Below are 15988 nucleotides of genomic sequence, written 5' to 3'. Positions count from 1 at the left end.
TCAGATCCGTTCGATCACCGCGCCCGTGGCCATCGCGCCGCCAGCGCATACCGCGACCAGGCCGAGTGTCTGATCCCGGCGTTCCAGCTCGTCGATGATCGTGGCAAGGAGTCGGATACCGCTCGAACCGACCGGATGGCCAACCGCGATCGCGCCACCGTTGACATTGAGTTTCTCCGGATCGACATCGTGCGCCCGAGCGAACGACATCGGTACGGCCGCGAAGGCTTCGTTCACCTCGAAAAGGTCGAAATCAGCGATGGTCGTCCCAGTGCGATCCAGCAACCGCTCGGCCGCCCGGACCGGCCCATCGAGCAGGTACCTCGGTTCGGCGCCAACCAGGCAGTGCGCGAGGATCCGCGCCCGTGGACGCAAGCCGATGGCGCGCGCCCTGCCTTCCTCGACCAGCAGCGCGGCGCTTGCCCCGTCGGAGATCTGCGAGGCGGTCCCCGCGGTATGCAAGCCGTCGCCCAGGATCGGCCGTAGCCCAGCCAGCGCCGACATACTGGTTTCCCGCAGGCCTTCATCCACGGTCATCGTGCCACCGTCCGCGGTCGGAACCGGCAGAATCTGGCGGTCGAGCCGGCCGGCATCCCATGCCGCGCGAGCCCGCTGCTGCGAGCGGAGGCCGAACGCGTCGATCTCGGCACGGGTGAAACCACGCCGTCTGGCGATCCGATCCGCGGCTTCGTACTGCGCGGGAAGGTCAATGGCCCAGCTGTCCGGGCGCGGTGAGCCGATCCCTTCGCCGATATTGGCTCTCAGCGGAACCCTGGACATCGCTTCGACGCCACAGGCAAGGCCCGCGTCGATCGCGCCGGCGGCGATCTGTGCCGCGACCAGGTGGACGGACTGTTGCGCGGACCCACATTGCGCGTCGATCGTGGTCGCGCCGGTCTCCTCTGGTAGGCCGGCATGCAGCCAGGCGGTCCGCACGATATGTCCGGCCTGCTCCCCCGCCTGGGTAACACAGCCGCCAATGATCTCGCCGATCTCGGCCGGATCGATTCCGGCTCGCTTGCACAGATCTGCCTGCGCAAGGCCAAGCAGCTCGGCAGGGTGCCAGCTGGCGAGTACCCCGCCACGCTTGCCGTAGGGCGTGCGGGCGGCATCCACAATCACCGGTGCGGGCATCGCAATCCTCCTAGCTCGCTGGTTCGGTATGCCTGGGTTCGGTCAGTGCGGGAGCACCAATCGAAGCGCCGTGCGCTAGTTCGATACCGAGTTCGGCGGCGATCGCACCCGCGCTCCCCATGGTGAACGCAAGCTGTCGCCCCCACAGGAAGTACCGATGGATCGGGTAGTCGATATCCGCGCCAATTCCGCCGTGCAGATGTTGGGCGGTGTGCACGACGCGTAACCCCGCCGTTGCCGCCCACCACTTGGCGGTGAGCGCTGCCTTTGGCTCTTCGTCGGTGTGCTCGCCGTCCATCAGCAGCGCCGCGCGTTGAGTGGTCAGCCGTATCCCCTCGACATCGAGGTAGCCGTCCGCCGCGCGTTGAGTGACGGCTTGATTCGTGGCCAGCGGCCGGCCGAACTGCACCCGCTTGGCGGTGTAGTCGGCGGTCATCCGTAATGCCTGCGCGCAAACACCGAGCTGTAGTGCCGCAAGCGCCACGCGTGCGCGCCGCACGGTCCACTCGAGAATCCGCGATCCATCCCCGGGAAGCCGCTGACCCGCGTCCACCTGAGCGCCATCGAGGCATACCAGCGCATAGCTTTCCCTGCTCGTGACGCCAATCCGCGTGATGTGTACGCCGGTCTGCTTGGTGCGCAGAACAACCATGATCAGCTCGCCGCCCTCGGTAACGGCCGGTAGCAGGATCGCCTCGGCGATATCGCCAGCTGGCACCGGCCCGAGGTCGCCGCGCACCAACCATCCCGCGCCGTTCGCGGTCGCGGTGGCCACCGCGGTCTCCCCTGGGGATGTCGCGAAGGCACAGCTCAGCACCGTTGAGCCAGTCAGCAGCTCCGGTAACCAGTGGTCAACCAGTTCGGCTGAGCCGAACTGGACGAGTGCCTGCATGGCGACCGCCGTCGACCACAGTGGCACCGGCGTCACCGACCGGCCCTGCTGCTCGAGCAGCGTGACCAGGCCAAGCATCCCCATCCCGGCGCCACCGACACGCTCGGGAACGGCGATACCCAGCAGGCCAGCTTCGGCTAATGCCGCCCACAGCTGCCAATCGACCCCGCCGTGGTCCGCTTCGACCTTGGCGAGATGCGCCGGCTCCCCGAAGTCGGTAAGAATGCGTCCACTCAGTTCGGCGAGCGCCCGCAGATCGTCATCCAGCGTGAAGTCCATCTCAGTTGCCTCCATTGTTCCGCTGGCTCGTCCCGGTGCCACGTCGCCCAGCAACCGGCATACCCAGCGCCGAGGCCGCGACGATGTCGCGCATCACCTCATTCGAACCGCCGCCGAAGGTGTTGGTCTGTGCCCTTCTACCCAGTGCCTCAACCCGTCCGCGCAGCGCGGCACCGTCGCTACCCGGCCGTACCAACCCGGCGGCACCAAGCACCTCCTGCAGCTTCCCGTACGCGGTCACCACCGCTTCGGTACCGAACACCTTGGCCGCGGCCGAGTCACCACCACTGAGGCTGTTGTTCGCCACGTCAGCGACCAGGCGCAGGCTGATCAGATCGCTGGCGCTCAACAAGGCGTACACCTCGGCAAGCGTGTCGCGCACCCAGCCGAGGTCGAACAGCCGGCGATCGCCACAGCGCTGCCGCTTGCTCCACTCGAGAACCTCGGTGAACAGCTCATTGGCGATCCCACCCCGAGCCGCGAGTGCGACCCGCTCATGATTGAGCTGATTGGTGATCATCCGCCAGCCACCGCCAAGTTCACCTACCACATTGGACAACGGAACCCGGACGTCCGTGTAGTAGGTCGCCGCGGTGCTGATCCCACCGACCGTACGGATCTCCGTCGCGGAGAATCCGGGGTCGTCGGTCGGTACGAGTACCACTGAAATACCCCGGTGACGCTGTGCTTGCGGGTCGGTCCGTACCGCCAGCCATATCCAGTCGGCATAAATTCCCGCGCTGGTGAAGATCTTGTTTCCATTGATCACCAGCTCATCTCCGTCGACCCTGGCTCGAGTGGTGAGCGCGGCGAGGTCCGTACCAGCGTCCGGTTCGGTGTAGCCGATCGCGAAGATCAGTTCACCGGCGAGAATCCTTGGCAGGAAGTAGTCTTTCTGCTCCGATGTACCGTACTTCATCAGCGCCGGCGCCACGGTGTTCAAGGTGACCAGCGATAGTGGCGCGCTTGCACGTAGCGCTTCGTCGTAGAAGACGAACAGCGCCTCCGGGTCTTCCCCATTGCCACCGTATTTCTCCGGCCAGCCAACGCCGAGCCACCCATCGGCACCGATCTGTCGCCACAGCCGGCTGAAGGTCGGACCACCTTCGGTCTGCTCGGCCAGGTCGCGACGATCCTCATCGTTGATCAGGCTGGCGAAGTAGTCACGCAGCCGCCGACGCAGCGCCTTGGCTTCTGGCGACAGGTCCAGTTGCATGGTGGGTTACTCCTCTGCGGCTCGGCTAACCGGACGGCATCGGCTCGCGAGGCAGGCCCAGGACCCGCTGCGCGATGACGTTGAGCTGGATCTCGATCGTGCCGCCGCCAAGCAGGACGGCAGGCAGTCCAATATGGTCGATAACCGGATCGGATTCGCCAGTCGCCACACAGCCGAGTGATCCCAGTAAGGTAAGTAGCGCTCGCGAGTTGGATCGTTGCGCGATCGCGCTGTACACCTTGAGCACACTCATTTCCGCGCCTGGGTCGAGGTCGGCCAGCCTGGCATGCATCGCTCGCAGATTGAGCGTGGATCGCGCGATCTCCCGCGCGGTGTTCTCCCCGAGGACGCGGATCGCATCGGACCTGCGTACCGGCGCGCCGTCGGCCAGCAGCCGCCGGATCGCATCGGTACCGCCGTGCCCAAACTGGACCGATCCCATGCTGAGCCGTTCGTGGGACAATGTGGTGACCGCGAGCTTCCAGCCGCTTCCGCTGGATCCGACGAGGCTATCGTCCGGCACGAAGACCTCGTCCAGAAAAACCTCATTGAACTCGGTTCTCCCGGTGGCCTGGCGCAGCGGTCGCACCTCGATTCCCGGTGATCGCATATCGATGACAAAGTAGGACAGTCCGCGGTGCTTGGCTGCCCCGGGATCTGTCCGAGCCAGACACACGCCCCAGTCGGCCTCGTGCGCCATTGACGTCCACACCTTCTGACCGCTGATCGACCAACCACCTTCGACCTTGCGTGCACTGGTGCGCAACCCGGCGAGATCGGATCCGGCTTCAGGTTCACTGAACAGCTGGCACCACACGATCTCGCCGCGCAACGTGGGCCCGACAAAGCGCTGCTGCTGTTCGGCGCTGCCATGGGTCAGCAGGGTGGGCAGCACCCACTCCCCGACGACCGTAGTCGGCTGATCCAGTCCAGCCAGCGCGAACTCTTCGCTGATCACCGCCTGCTCGGCCGGCCCTGCAGCGATCCCATACGGTTCGGGGTAGTGCGGAGCGACGAGCCGGGCACTGGCCAACCGGTTACGGCGTGGGCCGGACCATGCGAGCCCCGCAGCACCGACCGGGTCCGAAGGAAGTTCGTTTACTTCGGCAAGCACTTCGGCCACATAGGCGCGCAGCTCGGGCGCTTCCGCGCCAGCCAGCCCGAAGTCACGGTGCGTGGATAGTGCAGTAGAACCGAGCCGGCTCGACCAATCGCGCTCCGCACCGACGACCGAAGCGATGCTGATCGCCCTTCGCCAGTAAAGATGCGCGTCGTGTTCCCAGGTGAACCCGATGCCGCCGAGCAGCGTGACGGAGTCGAGCGCACAGTCCACGGCGAGCGCGGGTGCGGTGATCGCTGCCTGCGCGGCGGCGATCCGTTGTTGCGCGTAGTCCGTTCCTTCCGCCCGCGCCGCATCCCACGCCGAGGCACAGGCGATCTCCGCGTGCACAAGCAGCATCGCCGCTTTGTGTTGCACGGCTTGAAAGCTTCCCACCGGGCGACCGAACTGCTCGCGGCCGCTGACGTGTTCGACCACGGTATCCAGGCACCACCTGATGATCCCGCTCGCCTCGGCCGCGACCAGGGCGTTCACCACAAGGTCGACCGCGTCTTCGGCGGGCTGCGGCAGTGCCTCGCCTCGACGTACCCGATATCCACGAAGCACAAGACGGCCAACCGAACGCGTGAGGTCCACGCCGTTGTCCGGCACAACCGTTTCCGGGCACCGATCGGCCGGAACTACGAACCAGAGCGGTTCGCCATCCACCTGAGTGACCCGGACAAGCACGATCTCCGCTCCGGGCAAGCCCACCACCGGTGCTGATTCGCCGGTAACCAGCCAACCTCCCGCGACCTCGGTGGCGGACAGCCCCGCACCACTGACGAAGGCACCGGTAGCTCCATCAGCACATGACCGGAGCGGTTCGGCGACCGCGGGGCAAGTTCGGTCGGCAGCGGCCAGCACCGCGCTGGTCAACACGGTCGGCAGGAACGGCCCAGGCAGCAACCCTTTCCCGCACTCTTCCACGATCACCGAAAGATCGAGTAGACCGCCGCCGGCACCGCCCACCGATTCGGGGAGATGCGCGCCGTGCAATCCCTGCGCCAGCAACGTCGGCCAGTGTTTCGGACGACCACCGGCGGCGAACCCGGCAAACTCGTCCCGCACCGAATCTGTCCGCGCCACTTGTCCCACGAATCCGCGCACGGATTCGGCGAGGGCCCGATGTTCGTCATTCAACGGAAGGGACACGTTCGCACCTCTAACCGTCCGTACCCAACACGATCGCACTGTGCGGCACCGGAGAACCACCCGTCACCAGCACACTGTCGACGCGCTTTGCCGGCTGATTGGTCGAGCCGCCACGGATGAGCCGGACACCTTCCGCGATCCCATTGACGCCGTGGATATAGCCCTCACCCAGCTGGCCGCCGTGGGTGTTCATCGGCAGTCGACCATCAACCTCGAGATGGCCATCAGCGATGAAGTCTTTCGCCTCACCGACACCACAGAAACCGTATTCTTCGAGCTGCAGCAGCACCATCGGGGTAAACGCGTCGTAGAGCACCGCAGCGTCCAGTTCGGCCGGACGCAGGCCAGACTGTCGCCACAACTGTTTAGCGACGACACCGACTTCCGGCAACCGCTCGATTTCCGACCGAGAGTAACTGCTCATGGAGATCTGTTGTGGACCAACACCTTGAGCCGCCGCTCTGATTACCGCTGGCGGCCGGCGCAGATCCCGCGCGCGCTCGGTACTGACCACGACGAGCGCCTGGCCACCATCGCTTTCCTGACAACAGTCGAGCAGGCGCAACGGATCCGCGATCATCCTCGAGCTCTGATGATCCGCAATGGTGATCGGCCGCTGGTAGTACCACGCCCTGGGATTGTTCGCCGCGTGTTTACGGGAAAGCACCGAAACCTGGCCGAAATCCGCGCTCGTGGCACCGTACTTGCGCATGTACTCCCTGGCAAGGAAGGCCTCTTGTTGCGCGGGGGTAAGCAAACCATACGGATTGATCCAGTTGCGGTACTCCTGGTCGGTGGACGGGCTGTAAGCGAACTTCGGCGGGCCAGCGCCGAACCGGTGCCCGGAACGTTCGTTGAAGGCTCGGTAGACCACCACGACCTCGGCGATCCCCGTGGATACGGCCATGGCTGCCTGCTGAACGGGGGCGCAGGCGCCACCACCACCGTGCGGGATCCTGCTGAAGAAGGTCAGCTCGGGAATCCCCAGTGCACGGGCTACCGCTATCTCGGGATTGTTCTCCATCGTGAACAGCGCGAAGCCGTCGACTTCCGGAACACCGATACCCGCATCCTCGAGCGCGGCCAGCACACATTCGCAGGCAAGCTGCCATTCGCTACGCCCGGAGTCCTTTGAGAACTCGGTGGCCCCGATCCCCGCGATCGCGGCGACACCGGAGAAACCCCGGCCGGACATCACTCGGTCCCCGCCAGACCGGCAAGCACCGTGACATCGGCGGTAACGTGCACACCACGCTCGTTGTGCCCGAGCACCCGTACCGTCACGGCCGCACCCGCCACCTCGGTGACCTCGCCCGTCATTCGCAGAGTGTCCCCGGGAAAACTCGGCGCGCCAAGACGCAGCGAAACCTTGGTGATCCGGGCCGACGGTCCGGCCCAGTCAGTGATGTATCTGTCCACGAAGCCGTTGGTCGCGTTGATACTCAGAAAGATATCCGAGGCGCCACGCGATTCGGCCTTCGCCGGATCATGGTGCACATCCTCGAAGTCCTGCGAAGCGAGCGCGGTGGCCACGATCGACGTGCGGTCCAGCGCGAGGCTGAGTTCCGGCAGTGCCGTACCGACCGGACACGCTGACAAGTTCGTCAAGCGCTGGTTCACCGCCACACCTCCGGCCTGGTCAGACGCGGCAGGACGGCGCCGTGCGCGTGTTCTGCGAAGGTCACGTCGAGTTCCATGCCGGCAACCAACTCGTCCGGCTCGATCCCGACAATGTCCGCGACCAGCCGGATACCTTCGGGAAGATCTACGAGTCCGACCACGAGCGGATAGTCAAAAGCCGTATCGCGCGGATGGTGGATTACCGTGTAGCTACACAGATTCGCCCTTCGACTGGATTCGATGGTATCCCACTCGAACGACTGGCACCGGGCGCAGCACGGCGCGGGCGGATGACGCAGTGTATGACACCGCGTGCAGCGCTGGATCGCCAGCCACCCCTGCTCTGCCGCGGCGAACCAGAACCTGTTGTCCTCGGTGATGATCAGCGGCGGTACGGCGGTTGACTGATGACTCATCAGGGATCCTTCCGCGATTCGGGGGCGAAGCGCAGGAGCCGGAAACGTTCCTCGACGAGCAGCTCGCCATCCTGGTTCACGTACTTCTTCAGCAGCGTGATGAAGTGACCGTTGCCAAGCGCGGTCCGCTTCATCGGCGATATCGCCTCGATGGTGATATGCGCGGTGATGTGCTCGCCGACATGAATGTCCCGGACATACTCCTGGGTCAGATCGGTGGCGACCACGGAAGTGAAGCCGGCCTCATCAAGCAAGCTGAGCAGTCGCGAGTAGGGAAAGTCCTCCGTGTGACCTTCCGCGCGCAGTCGATGTATCTCGCGGTACCGGCGATAACCGGCCATCACCCACGTCGAGATCATCGCCGGCGGGCATACGACCCCGGGCCGCCCGGCCGCCCGAGCGGCCGCATCGTCCACATAGATCGGATTATCGTCGTCGTGCGCCTCTACCCAGTTCCGGATCATCGCCTCGTTAACCGGGTATCGCGCTACCCGCCGTGGCTCAGCGGCGACTCCGGCGAACCGATCCAACTGATCCTGGAGATTCCGCACGGTGATCCCTTCGCTGGAGAGCGAGTTGAGCAAGCGCTTGATTCGAGGTTAGCAGCTGACGGTCGGAAATGGCAGACCTAAGCGGGGGACGATTTCCGTCGTACTGGCGTTTCCGCTGGTTGGAGCGCCAGCAATGAATCAGGGATGGTTGACGACGAACCCATCGAAGAACAGGGTGCTGATCAGCTCGGCAAACTCCGGGGTCGAGTACCGCGATCGGTTCGGCCAGTGCATCGTCGCCCACAACGTGTCCCGCAGCGAACGGTAGAACACCTCAGGTGGTATGTCCGCGCGGAAACTGCCATCCGCGATGCCCGCACGGATAGCAGTCAGCCAGAACCCCCGCATGGCGCGGGAAGCGCTGTCCACGCGTTCGAGCAGCCCATTGTCCCGGAGGTACTGCCGATCGTTCTGGTACATCTTGGTCGGATGCGGATGGTCGTCGATAACCAGGAGGGTTTCGTTGATCAAGGCACGGACGACTGCCACGGGCGAACCGGCTCTCGTGACGGCGGCCTGGAACCGACTACCGATATCGTCCATGAACCGCGCCAGCACGGCATCGACGATCGCGTTCTTGGACCTGAAATAGTGGTACAGGCTGCCGGAGAACACTCCGGCGGCTTCACCAATATCCCGAACCGTGGTTGGGCCAATACCCTTCGTGGCAAACAATTCGGCCGATACTGCCATGATCGTTTCTTTCCGATCCGGTACCGTGACCACCGCGACCTCCACTGTCCGACTGCGTTCGTGCCACGTTCGCCGGAGCCGGCCACGCGACCAGCTCAACTCTATTTCGCCGATCACGCGTCGAGTGGCACGAGCACGCAGCGAGTCCCGGTCGCACGACGACCGCAAGATCCGTAAAGATTGCGGTCAGGCGCAGCCTGGCAACCTCCCGCGCGAACCCGATAAGCACGCTAACCTTAAAGAACGCGAACATACGACGTCGCCACGCCCCACGACAGCCAGCCACCGCAAGATCACTAAGAAACGCGGTTCGACAGATCAGCTCAACTGGACTTGTCCGCCGACGCCTTCATCGACTTGGCCGTGTGTCCGGCCAGCGAATCGGCACCCACTTCCGCGTTGTGCGCGTGTGCCGCATGATGCAGACCGAATGCCGCGTCCATTCCGGAACGCATCCCCATCAGGTCTTCGGCCTGGTTGATCGCCTTCTTGGTGAGAGCGAGACCGAGGCGTGGCATCTCCGCTATTTTCTCGGCAACCCCGAACGTTTCCGCTTCCAGTTCCGCACGCGGCACCACCCTGTTCACCATACCGATCGCCAACGCACGGTCGGCGGCAAACCGCTCTCCGGTGAACAGGAACTCCTTGGCGAACCGAGGTCCGAGTACCCATGGGTGGGCGAAGTACTCCACGCCAGGTATACCCATCCGCACAACGGGATCCGCGAAGAACGCGTCATCGGCCGCGATGATCAGATCGGCACACCAGGCGAGCATCAGTCCGCCGGCGATGCAGGCACCCTGCACCATCGCGACCATCGGCTTGGGCAGTTCTCGCCAGCGCCGGCACATCCCGAGGTAGACCTCGGACTCGCGCGCGAGCCGGTTGTCCATACCGTGCTTGTCGGTGTGGTCCCACCACAGGCCAGCTCGGCGATCGAACGATGCATCGGCGTCTCGGTCGGGCGAACCGATATCGTGTCCAGCCGAGAAGTGCTCGCCCGCGCCAGCCAGCACCACGGCCTTGACATCGTTGTCCGCGCTCGCTCGGTAGAAGGCGTCATCCAGCGCGTATGTCATCGCTGAATTCTGCGCATTGCGATACTTCGGCCGATTCATCGTCACGACAGCGACCCCGCCTCGCTGCTCGTAGGTCACGATCTCGGTGTTGTCCCTGTCGCTCACGATGCCGTTCCTGCCTTCCCGTTGTCGACTGCGACCACATCGCTACCCGGCTGGCGTACTGCCGGTAAGGCTCATGCCGAGGTGGCCGGCAAGGCGCGCGCGATGCCAGCTGGCGGATCCCCAGTCCGCGGCGAGTGCCCAAGCCCGCTTCAGGTACAGCTGCAGGTCGTACTCCGTCGTATAGCCCATCGCGCCGTGGCACTGGATGGCTTCCCTGCCCACCGCGCGAGCGGCCTCCGAGGCGAGTGCCTTGGCACTGGACACATCCCGGTCGGCCCCGGGATTCGCACTGGCCATGGAGTGTCCGGCGCGATCCACTACGGGCGCCGCGAACTCGACGGCGAGTAGGGCCGTGGCAAGGCGATGCTTGACGGCCTGGAAACTCCCCACTGGAACGCCGAACTGGGTGCGCCCCGCGACATAGTCCACTGTCATCTCGAGCATATGTCGAGCGAGTCCGATCAGCTGGGCGGCCGCGGCAAGCACGCCACGTTGCCATGCTTGCCGAACAAGGACTGGATCGTCCACGATGGCCAACTCCTGCCCGCCGCGAACGTCGTGCACATCGGCGGATGGATCCATCGCGGCGAGGTGGCTACGGACCGCGGTGTCGAGATCGACCAACTGGACCGCCCCGGTACCACCGAATCCGCCCCGCAGCAGCAATCCTGCTGGCTGGCCGAAGCGTGTCTCAGCTCGCTTCGCTGGATCCGCTACGCACCACCGCTTCCGGTAATCCGGACCGTCGGAATACCCGGCGTGGGACAGTAAACCCGGAGCGAACGCGATAGAATCCACCAGCGGTAGCGGCGCCGCCGCCCAGCCGGTCTCGACCATCAGCGGAACCAGGTAGTTCTCATCCAAGCCAAGGCCGCCGTCTCGCTCGGCGACAAGCAAGCCGAGCGCACCCATCCGGCAGATTTCCTCGGCCAGCCCGTTGATCGCCGGATCGTCCGGCTCGGCGCGTACCACCGAGGATGGGCAACGGTCCCGCATCAGTTCCCGTACCGCGATCCGAAGGTCCTGCTGCTCTGCTGTTGGGGCGAATCGCATCGGATCACTTCCTCGGCAAGCCGAGTAGCCGTTCGGCGATGATGTTCCGTTGAATCTCGTTGGTACCGGCATAGATCGGGCCGGCCAGCGAGAACTGGAAACCTCGACTCCACTCGTTGTCCAGCTGACCGTCCATACCCAGCAGCTCGAGAGCGGTCTCGTGCAGCTCGATGTCCAGTTCGGACCAGTAGACCTTGTTCAGGCTGGATCGGGCACCGGGTGCTTCGCCAGCGATGAGCTGACTTACCTGTGCCAGGGTGAACTGCTGGTAGGCGAAAGCCCTCAGCCACACTCCGGTCACCCTCTCGATCAGCGCATCCGTCGCCGCCGGATGGCGGTGCGCGACCTCCGCGATCAGCCGATCCGCGGCGTGCTTGAACCGGCCAGGCGAGCGCAGGGTAAGGCCGCGTTCCGAGCCGGTGGTGGCCATGGCCACCCGCCAACCCTCGTGCACCTCGCCGAGTACGTGACTATCCGGCACGAAGGCGTCCGCGAAGAACACCTCAGCGAAACCCTCGTCGCCGTCCAGTCGCGGAAATCCCCGCACCGTGACCCCAGGCGTATCCAAAGGGACCAGGAAATAGCTGAGCCCCCTGTGCCGGTCGGCACTGGGACCGCTGCGAAACAGTCCGAAAAGGTGCGTGCAGAAAGCGCCACGGGTGGTCCACGTCTTCTGTCCGGTGAGCCGCCAACCACCCGCTTGATCGTCCCGGTCGGCACGGCTGCGGATCGCCGCGAGATCACTCCCCGCGCCGGGCTCGGACCAGCCCTGACACCAGAGATCCTCCGCGGCGGCCATTCGGGGCAGCCAGTACCGCTGTTGCTCCGGCGTGCCGAACTCGAACAAGGTTGGCGCGAGCAGGAATATGCCGTTCTGCGTGACCCGCTGTGGCGCCCCTGCCCGGTAGTACTCTTCTTCGAAGATCAGCCATTCCCACAGGCTCGCATCCCGGCCACCGTATTCGGGCGGCCAGGAGACCACCGACCAACGGTCCGCGAACATCCTGCGCTCCCAGTCGACATGGGCGGCAAACCCTTCCCTGGTGTCCCCGGAAGGCAGTGGCTCGGCAGGCACGTTCGCGGTCAGCCATGCTTTCGCCTCGGCGCGAAAGGCCTGTTCCCGCTCGCTCCAGGTCAGATCCATCAGCCAGCCCCTTCGCCGGGTAGCGACGAGCGGCCGAATTCGCTACGCAGGTCCTCGGCCACGCCGGCGAGATTGAGTTCGAACGTAAAGCCCTGCTCGAACCGGTAACTGCGGTTCACGTCCCAGGGATCAATTCCGTTGAGCGATTCCTTCGCCGCGAGGATCACCGTCGGGTCTTTGCCAGCGATCCGCGCGGCAAGCTCCAACGCGGAGGCACGCAGCTGGTCTACGGGAACGACCGCGTGGATCGAACCATAGCCGTGTAGTTCCGCCGCGGTGGCCGTGGCCGCGGTGTAAACCATCGCACGCATCCGGTGCTGTGGTACCAGTCGGGCAAGATGCGTCGCGGCACCAAGTGCCCCACGGTCCACTTCGGGCAGCCCGAAGGTCGCGTCCTCGGCGGCAAGGATCACATCGGCGTTGCCGACGAGTCCGATACCACCACCAAGGCAGAATCCGTGTACCGCGGCGATGACCGGGACAGGACACTCGTACACCGCTTTGAACGCGGCGTAGCACCCGCGATTCGCCCCGACCAACGCGCTGAATCCGGCGGTTCGTTGCATCTCCTTGATATCCACGCCCGCGTTGAACCCACGCCCCGCAGCCCGCAGCACAACGGACCGCACGGTAGGGTCGGCGCCCATGGCGGTGACGGCTTCCGCGAGGGCAAACCATCCCGCTACCGGTAACGCATTCACCGGCGGGTGGTCTACGACCAGCTCAGCCACGCCGTCCGCGCGGACGGTACGGCGCACTGGGTTCGGTTCTGACGACGGAACCGGCTCATTCGCCATCGGCTGCCTCCGTCTCGGCGGGGATCACAAAGGTTGCCAGGGCCGTAACCGCCACGGAGCCCGTCTGCCGCCGGCAGGTCAGCTCAACCTCAGCTATCCGTTGGCCATTTTCGGCATACTCCCGCAGGATCTTTCCGTCGCAAGTGAGCACATCCTCGGGCCATACCTGCTCCCGGAATCTGATTCGGAACCGGCGCACGTTCTCCGGGCCAAGCCAGCTCGCCGCATAGCTGCCGAGTAGCCCCGCCTGCCACATGCCCACCGAGAACGGGGTCGGGAACCCGGCTTCCTGAGCAAACGGCTCATCGTGGTGGATCGGGTTCATATCACCGGAAGCGCCTTGATACCGAACGAAATCCGTCCGGCAAACCGGACCGATCCGCCAGGCTGCGGGCGCGGCTGGCACGGTCACGTCTCCCCCTTCGGTGGCTGGCCGGTTTCCACGCCGGTCATGGTCGCCCGGGCGACCAACCGGCCATCCTCGTCCCAGAAATCGGTGTGCATGGTCGCGAAGGTGAGTTCACCGCCCCGGCGTCCCTGCTTGGTGTAGATCTCACCGATCCGGGATTGGCAGGTGAGTCGAGTACCGGCGCGGGGAGGCGGGCCGAAGAACTCGTACTCCTGCTCGGCGTGTAGGCCGCGCTGCTGGTCCAGCTGAACCGACGGCCACGGGTCCGCCTGGTCGTGCTGCCAGAAGAAGGTTGTGGTCAGGAAAGTCGGCGGGACAACCGGCCGATCCACTTCGAGGTAACGTGGATCGGCGCTGCGCGTGGCATGAGCGAACTCTCGAATCTTGCCGCGCTCGATGTCCATTCGAAACGCCGTGCCGGCATTTCCCACCGCGGCAGGGTCGACCATTGCTGCCTCATTTCGTTGCGAGTCACGGGTGTTGACTGCTGACGGAGACGACCTCGCCGGTCAGGTACGACGAGTAATCGCTGGCCAGAAACACGATCACGTTGGCTACCTCCCACGGTTCGGCCGCGCGGCCGAAGGCCTCGCGCTCCGCGAGCGTGGCGAGCAGTTCGGCGCTGGTGACTTTGGCCAGATGCGGATGCGTCGCGATACTGGGTGCGACGGCATTGATCCGGATTCCGTGCTCGGACACATCCATGGCCGCACAGCGGGTCAGTGCCATCACTCCGGCCTTGGCCGCTGCGTAGTGCGCCTGGCCAGCCTGTGCGCGCCAGCCGATCACCGAGGCGTTGTTCACGATGACGCCACGGCCGGCTGGAACCATATGCCGGAGCGTGGCACGGGTGACTTTGAAGGTCGCGGTCAGGCTGATCCCCAACACCGTGTCCCATTGCTCGTCGGTCATCTCGAGCACGCTCGCCGTACCGCCGAGCCCGGCATTGTTCACCAGTACATCGATGCCGCCGTACTCCGCCGCGACGGTGTCCACCAGTCGATCGATCTGTGCCCGGTCGGTGACATCACAGGGCACGGCAAGCGGGCGTGTGCCGGTGAGTTCGGCGAGCTGATCGGCTGCCTCCGCCAGTCGGCGTTCGTGCCGGTCGCTGATCGCGACGCGCGCTCCCTCTTCGGCACACCGCCGCGCGGTGGCATAGCCGATGCCGGTGCCGGCCGAGGCGGTGACCAACACGGTACGCTCGGCAAGCAGGTTATGCGCGACCGGAGGCGCGCTCGGTTCAGGCACGGTCCACCGCCTTGCTGTCGGCTATGGACCCCGCGGTATCCGTATCGGGAGCGACACCGAATCCCCGCAATACTTCCGTGGCTTGCCCGACGATCCGCTCGATCAGCCCCGCGCAACTGGGCAAGTCGTCGATCAGCCCCACCACCTGGCCGGTGGCGAACACCCCGAGCTCCGCCTCGCCGTCCAGTAGGCCGGCGCGATACAGCATCGGGGCGTTTGCCGCCATCACCACCTGGCTCCAGGTGAGCTGCCCGTCCTTGCGCATCGCAAGGCCCTCCTGCACCAGGTCGCGCCAGCGGGTTCCGGACAGCTTGCGAAAAGCGATCGCGTTGCGGCCGGCGCGCAGCCACCGGCCAGCCGTGGAACCTCGTTCCAGCCTGTCCACCATGCCGGTGCGCAGCACCCGTTGGGGCACGCCGTCAACTTCGGTGGTCAGCACGGTGTCATCGACGGTTCCACGCAGATAGGCCGCTTTGATGCTGTCCTGAACGGGAGAATCGCTGGTCAACAGGAAACGCGTACCCATCGCGACACCGGCGGCGCCATAGGAAAGCGCCGCGACAAGGCCACGGCCGTCAAAGAAACCACCCGCGGCGAGTACCGGGATATCAACGGCGTCCACCACCTGCGGCAGCAGCAGGCTGGTGGGTACCCCTCCGGTGTGCCCACCACCTTCGCTGCCCTGCACGACGACGGCATCCGCGCCCCAGGAGGCGACTTTCTCGGCATGGCGCCGTGCCCCGACGGAAGGCAGCACGACAAGACCGCCTTCTTTGCAGCGGTCGATCAGGCCCTGCCGTGGGGCAAGGGCAAATGAGGCCACGCGCACGCCGGCGCTGATCAGCAGATCGATCCGGCGTGCCACATCGGGCTGATCGGCACGGATGTTCACGCCGAAGGGCCGATCGGTTCTCGCCTGTATCGCCTCGATCGCGGTAGCCAGCTCGGCATAGTCGAGCAGCGCCGCGGAGAGGATGCCAAGACCGCCGGCCCGCGCGGTAGCGGCCGTCAGCCCGACATCCGAGACATAACCCATACCGGTCTGCACGATGGGGTATCGCACCCCGAACAGCTCGCAGGCCCTGGTGTACAGCG

17 protein-coding genes are annotated in these 15988 nt (G+C 65.2%); all 17 read right to left on the bottom strand.

Annotated features, from left to right (window positions below; genetic code table 11):
* On the bottom strand, positions 1 to 1134 hold the full coding sequence (locus EV191_RS24650) for a steroid 3-ketoacyl-CoA thiolase (RefSeq protein ID WP_132879848.1): 1134 nt from the start codon (positions 1132 to 1134) through the stop codon (positions 1 to 3).
* Between the two features lie 10 nt (positions 1135 to 1144).
* Positions 1145 to 2305 (bottom strand): acyl-CoA dehydrogenase family protein, encoded by a 1161-nt coding sequence (locus EV191_RS24645; protein ID WP_132879847.1) that lies wholly within the window; start codon positions 2303 to 2305, stop codon positions 1145 to 1147.
* 1 nt (position 2306) lies between these two features.
* Positions 2307 to 3521, bottom strand: a complete 1215-nt coding sequence (locus EV191_RS24640) for an acyl-CoA dehydrogenase family protein (RefSeq protein ID WP_132879845.1) — start codon at positions 3519 to 3521, stop codon at positions 2307 to 2309.
* A 25-nt stretch (positions 3522 to 3546) separates the two neighbouring features.
* Positions 3547 to 5775: an acyl-CoA dehydrogenase family protein gene (locus EV191_RS24635; RefSeq protein ID WP_132879844.1), complete on the bottom strand. Its 2229-nt coding sequence runs from the start codon at positions 5773 to 5775 to the stop codon at positions 3547 to 3549.
* A gap of 10 nt (positions 5776 to 5785) precedes the next feature.
* The gene (locus EV191_RS24630) at positions 5786 to 6970 is read right to left on the bottom strand and encodes a lipid-transfer protein (RefSeq protein WP_132879842.1); all 1185 of its coding nucleotides are present in this window, start codon (positions 6968 to 6970) and stop codon (positions 5786 to 5788) included.
* Entirely contained in the window at positions 6970 to 7395 is a 426-nt protein-coding gene (locus tag EV191_RS24625) for a MaoC/PaaZ C-terminal domain-containing protein (RefSeq protein ID WP_243659204.1), read from the bottom strand. The genes EV191_RS24630 and EV191_RS24625 overlap by 1 nt, the downstream gene beginning before the upstream one ends.
* Positions 7392 to 7811, bottom strand: a complete 420-nt coding sequence (locus EV191_RS24620; protein ID WP_132879840.1) for a Zn-ribbon domain-containing OB-fold protein — start codon at positions 7809 to 7811, stop codon at positions 7392 to 7394. Before EV191_RS24620 ends, EV191_RS24625 begins: the two co-directional genes overlap by 4 nt.
* Positions 7811 to 8362, bottom strand: coding sequence for an FAS1-like dehydratase domain-containing protein (locus tag EV191_RS24615; RefSeq protein WP_132879839.1), 552 nt, complete (start codon positions 8360 to 8362; stop codon positions 7811 to 7813). Before EV191_RS24615 ends, EV191_RS24620 begins: the two co-directional genes overlap by 1 nt.
* A 138-nt stretch (positions 8363 to 8500) precedes the next feature.
* Positions 8501 to 9055: a TetR/AcrR family transcriptional regulator gene (locus EV191_RS24610; RefSeq protein WP_132879837.1), complete on the bottom strand. Its 555-nt coding sequence runs from the start codon at positions 9053 to 9055 to the stop codon at positions 8501 to 8503.
* A 323-nt stretch (positions 9056 to 9378) separates the two neighbouring features.
* Positions 9379 to 10242: an enoyl-CoA hydratase gene (locus EV191_RS24605; protein WP_207894678.1), complete on the bottom strand. Its 864-nt coding sequence runs from the start codon at positions 10240 to 10242 to the stop codon at positions 9379 to 9381.
* 39 nt (positions 10243 to 10281) lie between these two features.
* Positions 10282 to 11292 (bottom strand): acyl-CoA dehydrogenase family protein, encoded by a 1011-nt coding sequence (locus tag EV191_RS24600; protein WP_207894665.1) that lies wholly within the window; start codon positions 11290 to 11292, stop codon positions 10282 to 10284.
* Between the two features lie 4 nt (positions 11293 to 11296).
* Positions 11297 to 12436: an acyl-CoA dehydrogenase family protein gene (locus EV191_RS24595; RefSeq protein WP_132879833.1), complete on the bottom strand. Its 1140-nt coding sequence runs from the start codon at positions 12434 to 12436 to the stop codon at positions 11297 to 11299.
* Entirely contained in the window at positions 12436 to 13233 is a 798-nt protein-coding gene (locus EV191_RS24590) for an enoyl-CoA hydratase family protein (RefSeq protein WP_132879831.1), read from the bottom strand. Before EV191_RS24590 ends, EV191_RS24595 begins: the two co-directional genes overlap by 1 nt.
* Positions 13223 to 13645, bottom strand: a complete 423-nt coding sequence (locus tag EV191_RS24585) for a MaoC/PaaZ C-terminal domain-containing protein (protein WP_132879829.1) — start codon at positions 13643 to 13645, stop codon at positions 13223 to 13225. Before EV191_RS24585 ends, EV191_RS24590 begins: the two co-directional genes overlap by 11 nt.
* A complete protein-coding gene (locus tag EV191_RS24580) occupies positions 13642 to 14091 on the bottom strand; it encodes an FAS1-like dehydratase domain-containing protein (protein WP_132879828.1) in 450 nt (149 codons plus the stop codon). The genes EV191_RS24585 and EV191_RS24580 overlap by 4 nt, the downstream gene beginning before the upstream one ends.
* A gap of 22 nt (positions 14092 to 14113) precedes the next feature.
* Positions 14114 to 14893: an SDR family oxidoreductase gene (locus EV191_RS24575; RefSeq protein WP_132879826.1), complete on the bottom strand. Its 780-nt coding sequence runs from the start codon at positions 14891 to 14893 to the stop codon at positions 14114 to 14116.
* On the bottom strand, positions 14886 to 15986 hold the full coding sequence (locus tag EV191_RS24570) for an NAD(P)H-dependent flavin oxidoreductase (protein WP_207894676.1): 1101 nt from the start codon (positions 15984 to 15986) through the stop codon (positions 14886 to 14888). Before EV191_RS24570 ends, EV191_RS24575 begins: the two co-directional genes overlap by 8 nt.
* Between the last annotated feature and the right edge of the window lie 2 nt (positions 15987 to 15988).

Origin of the sequence: Tamaricihabitans halophyticus (assembly GCF_004340875.1) — a bacterium.
Lineage (GTDB): Bacteria > Actinomycetota > Actinomycetes > Mycobacteriales > Pseudonocardiaceae > Tamaricihabitans > Tamaricihabitans halophyticus.
Note: the sequence above shows the minus strand (reverse complement) of the source record. Positions and strands in the feature narration are given on the sequence as shown.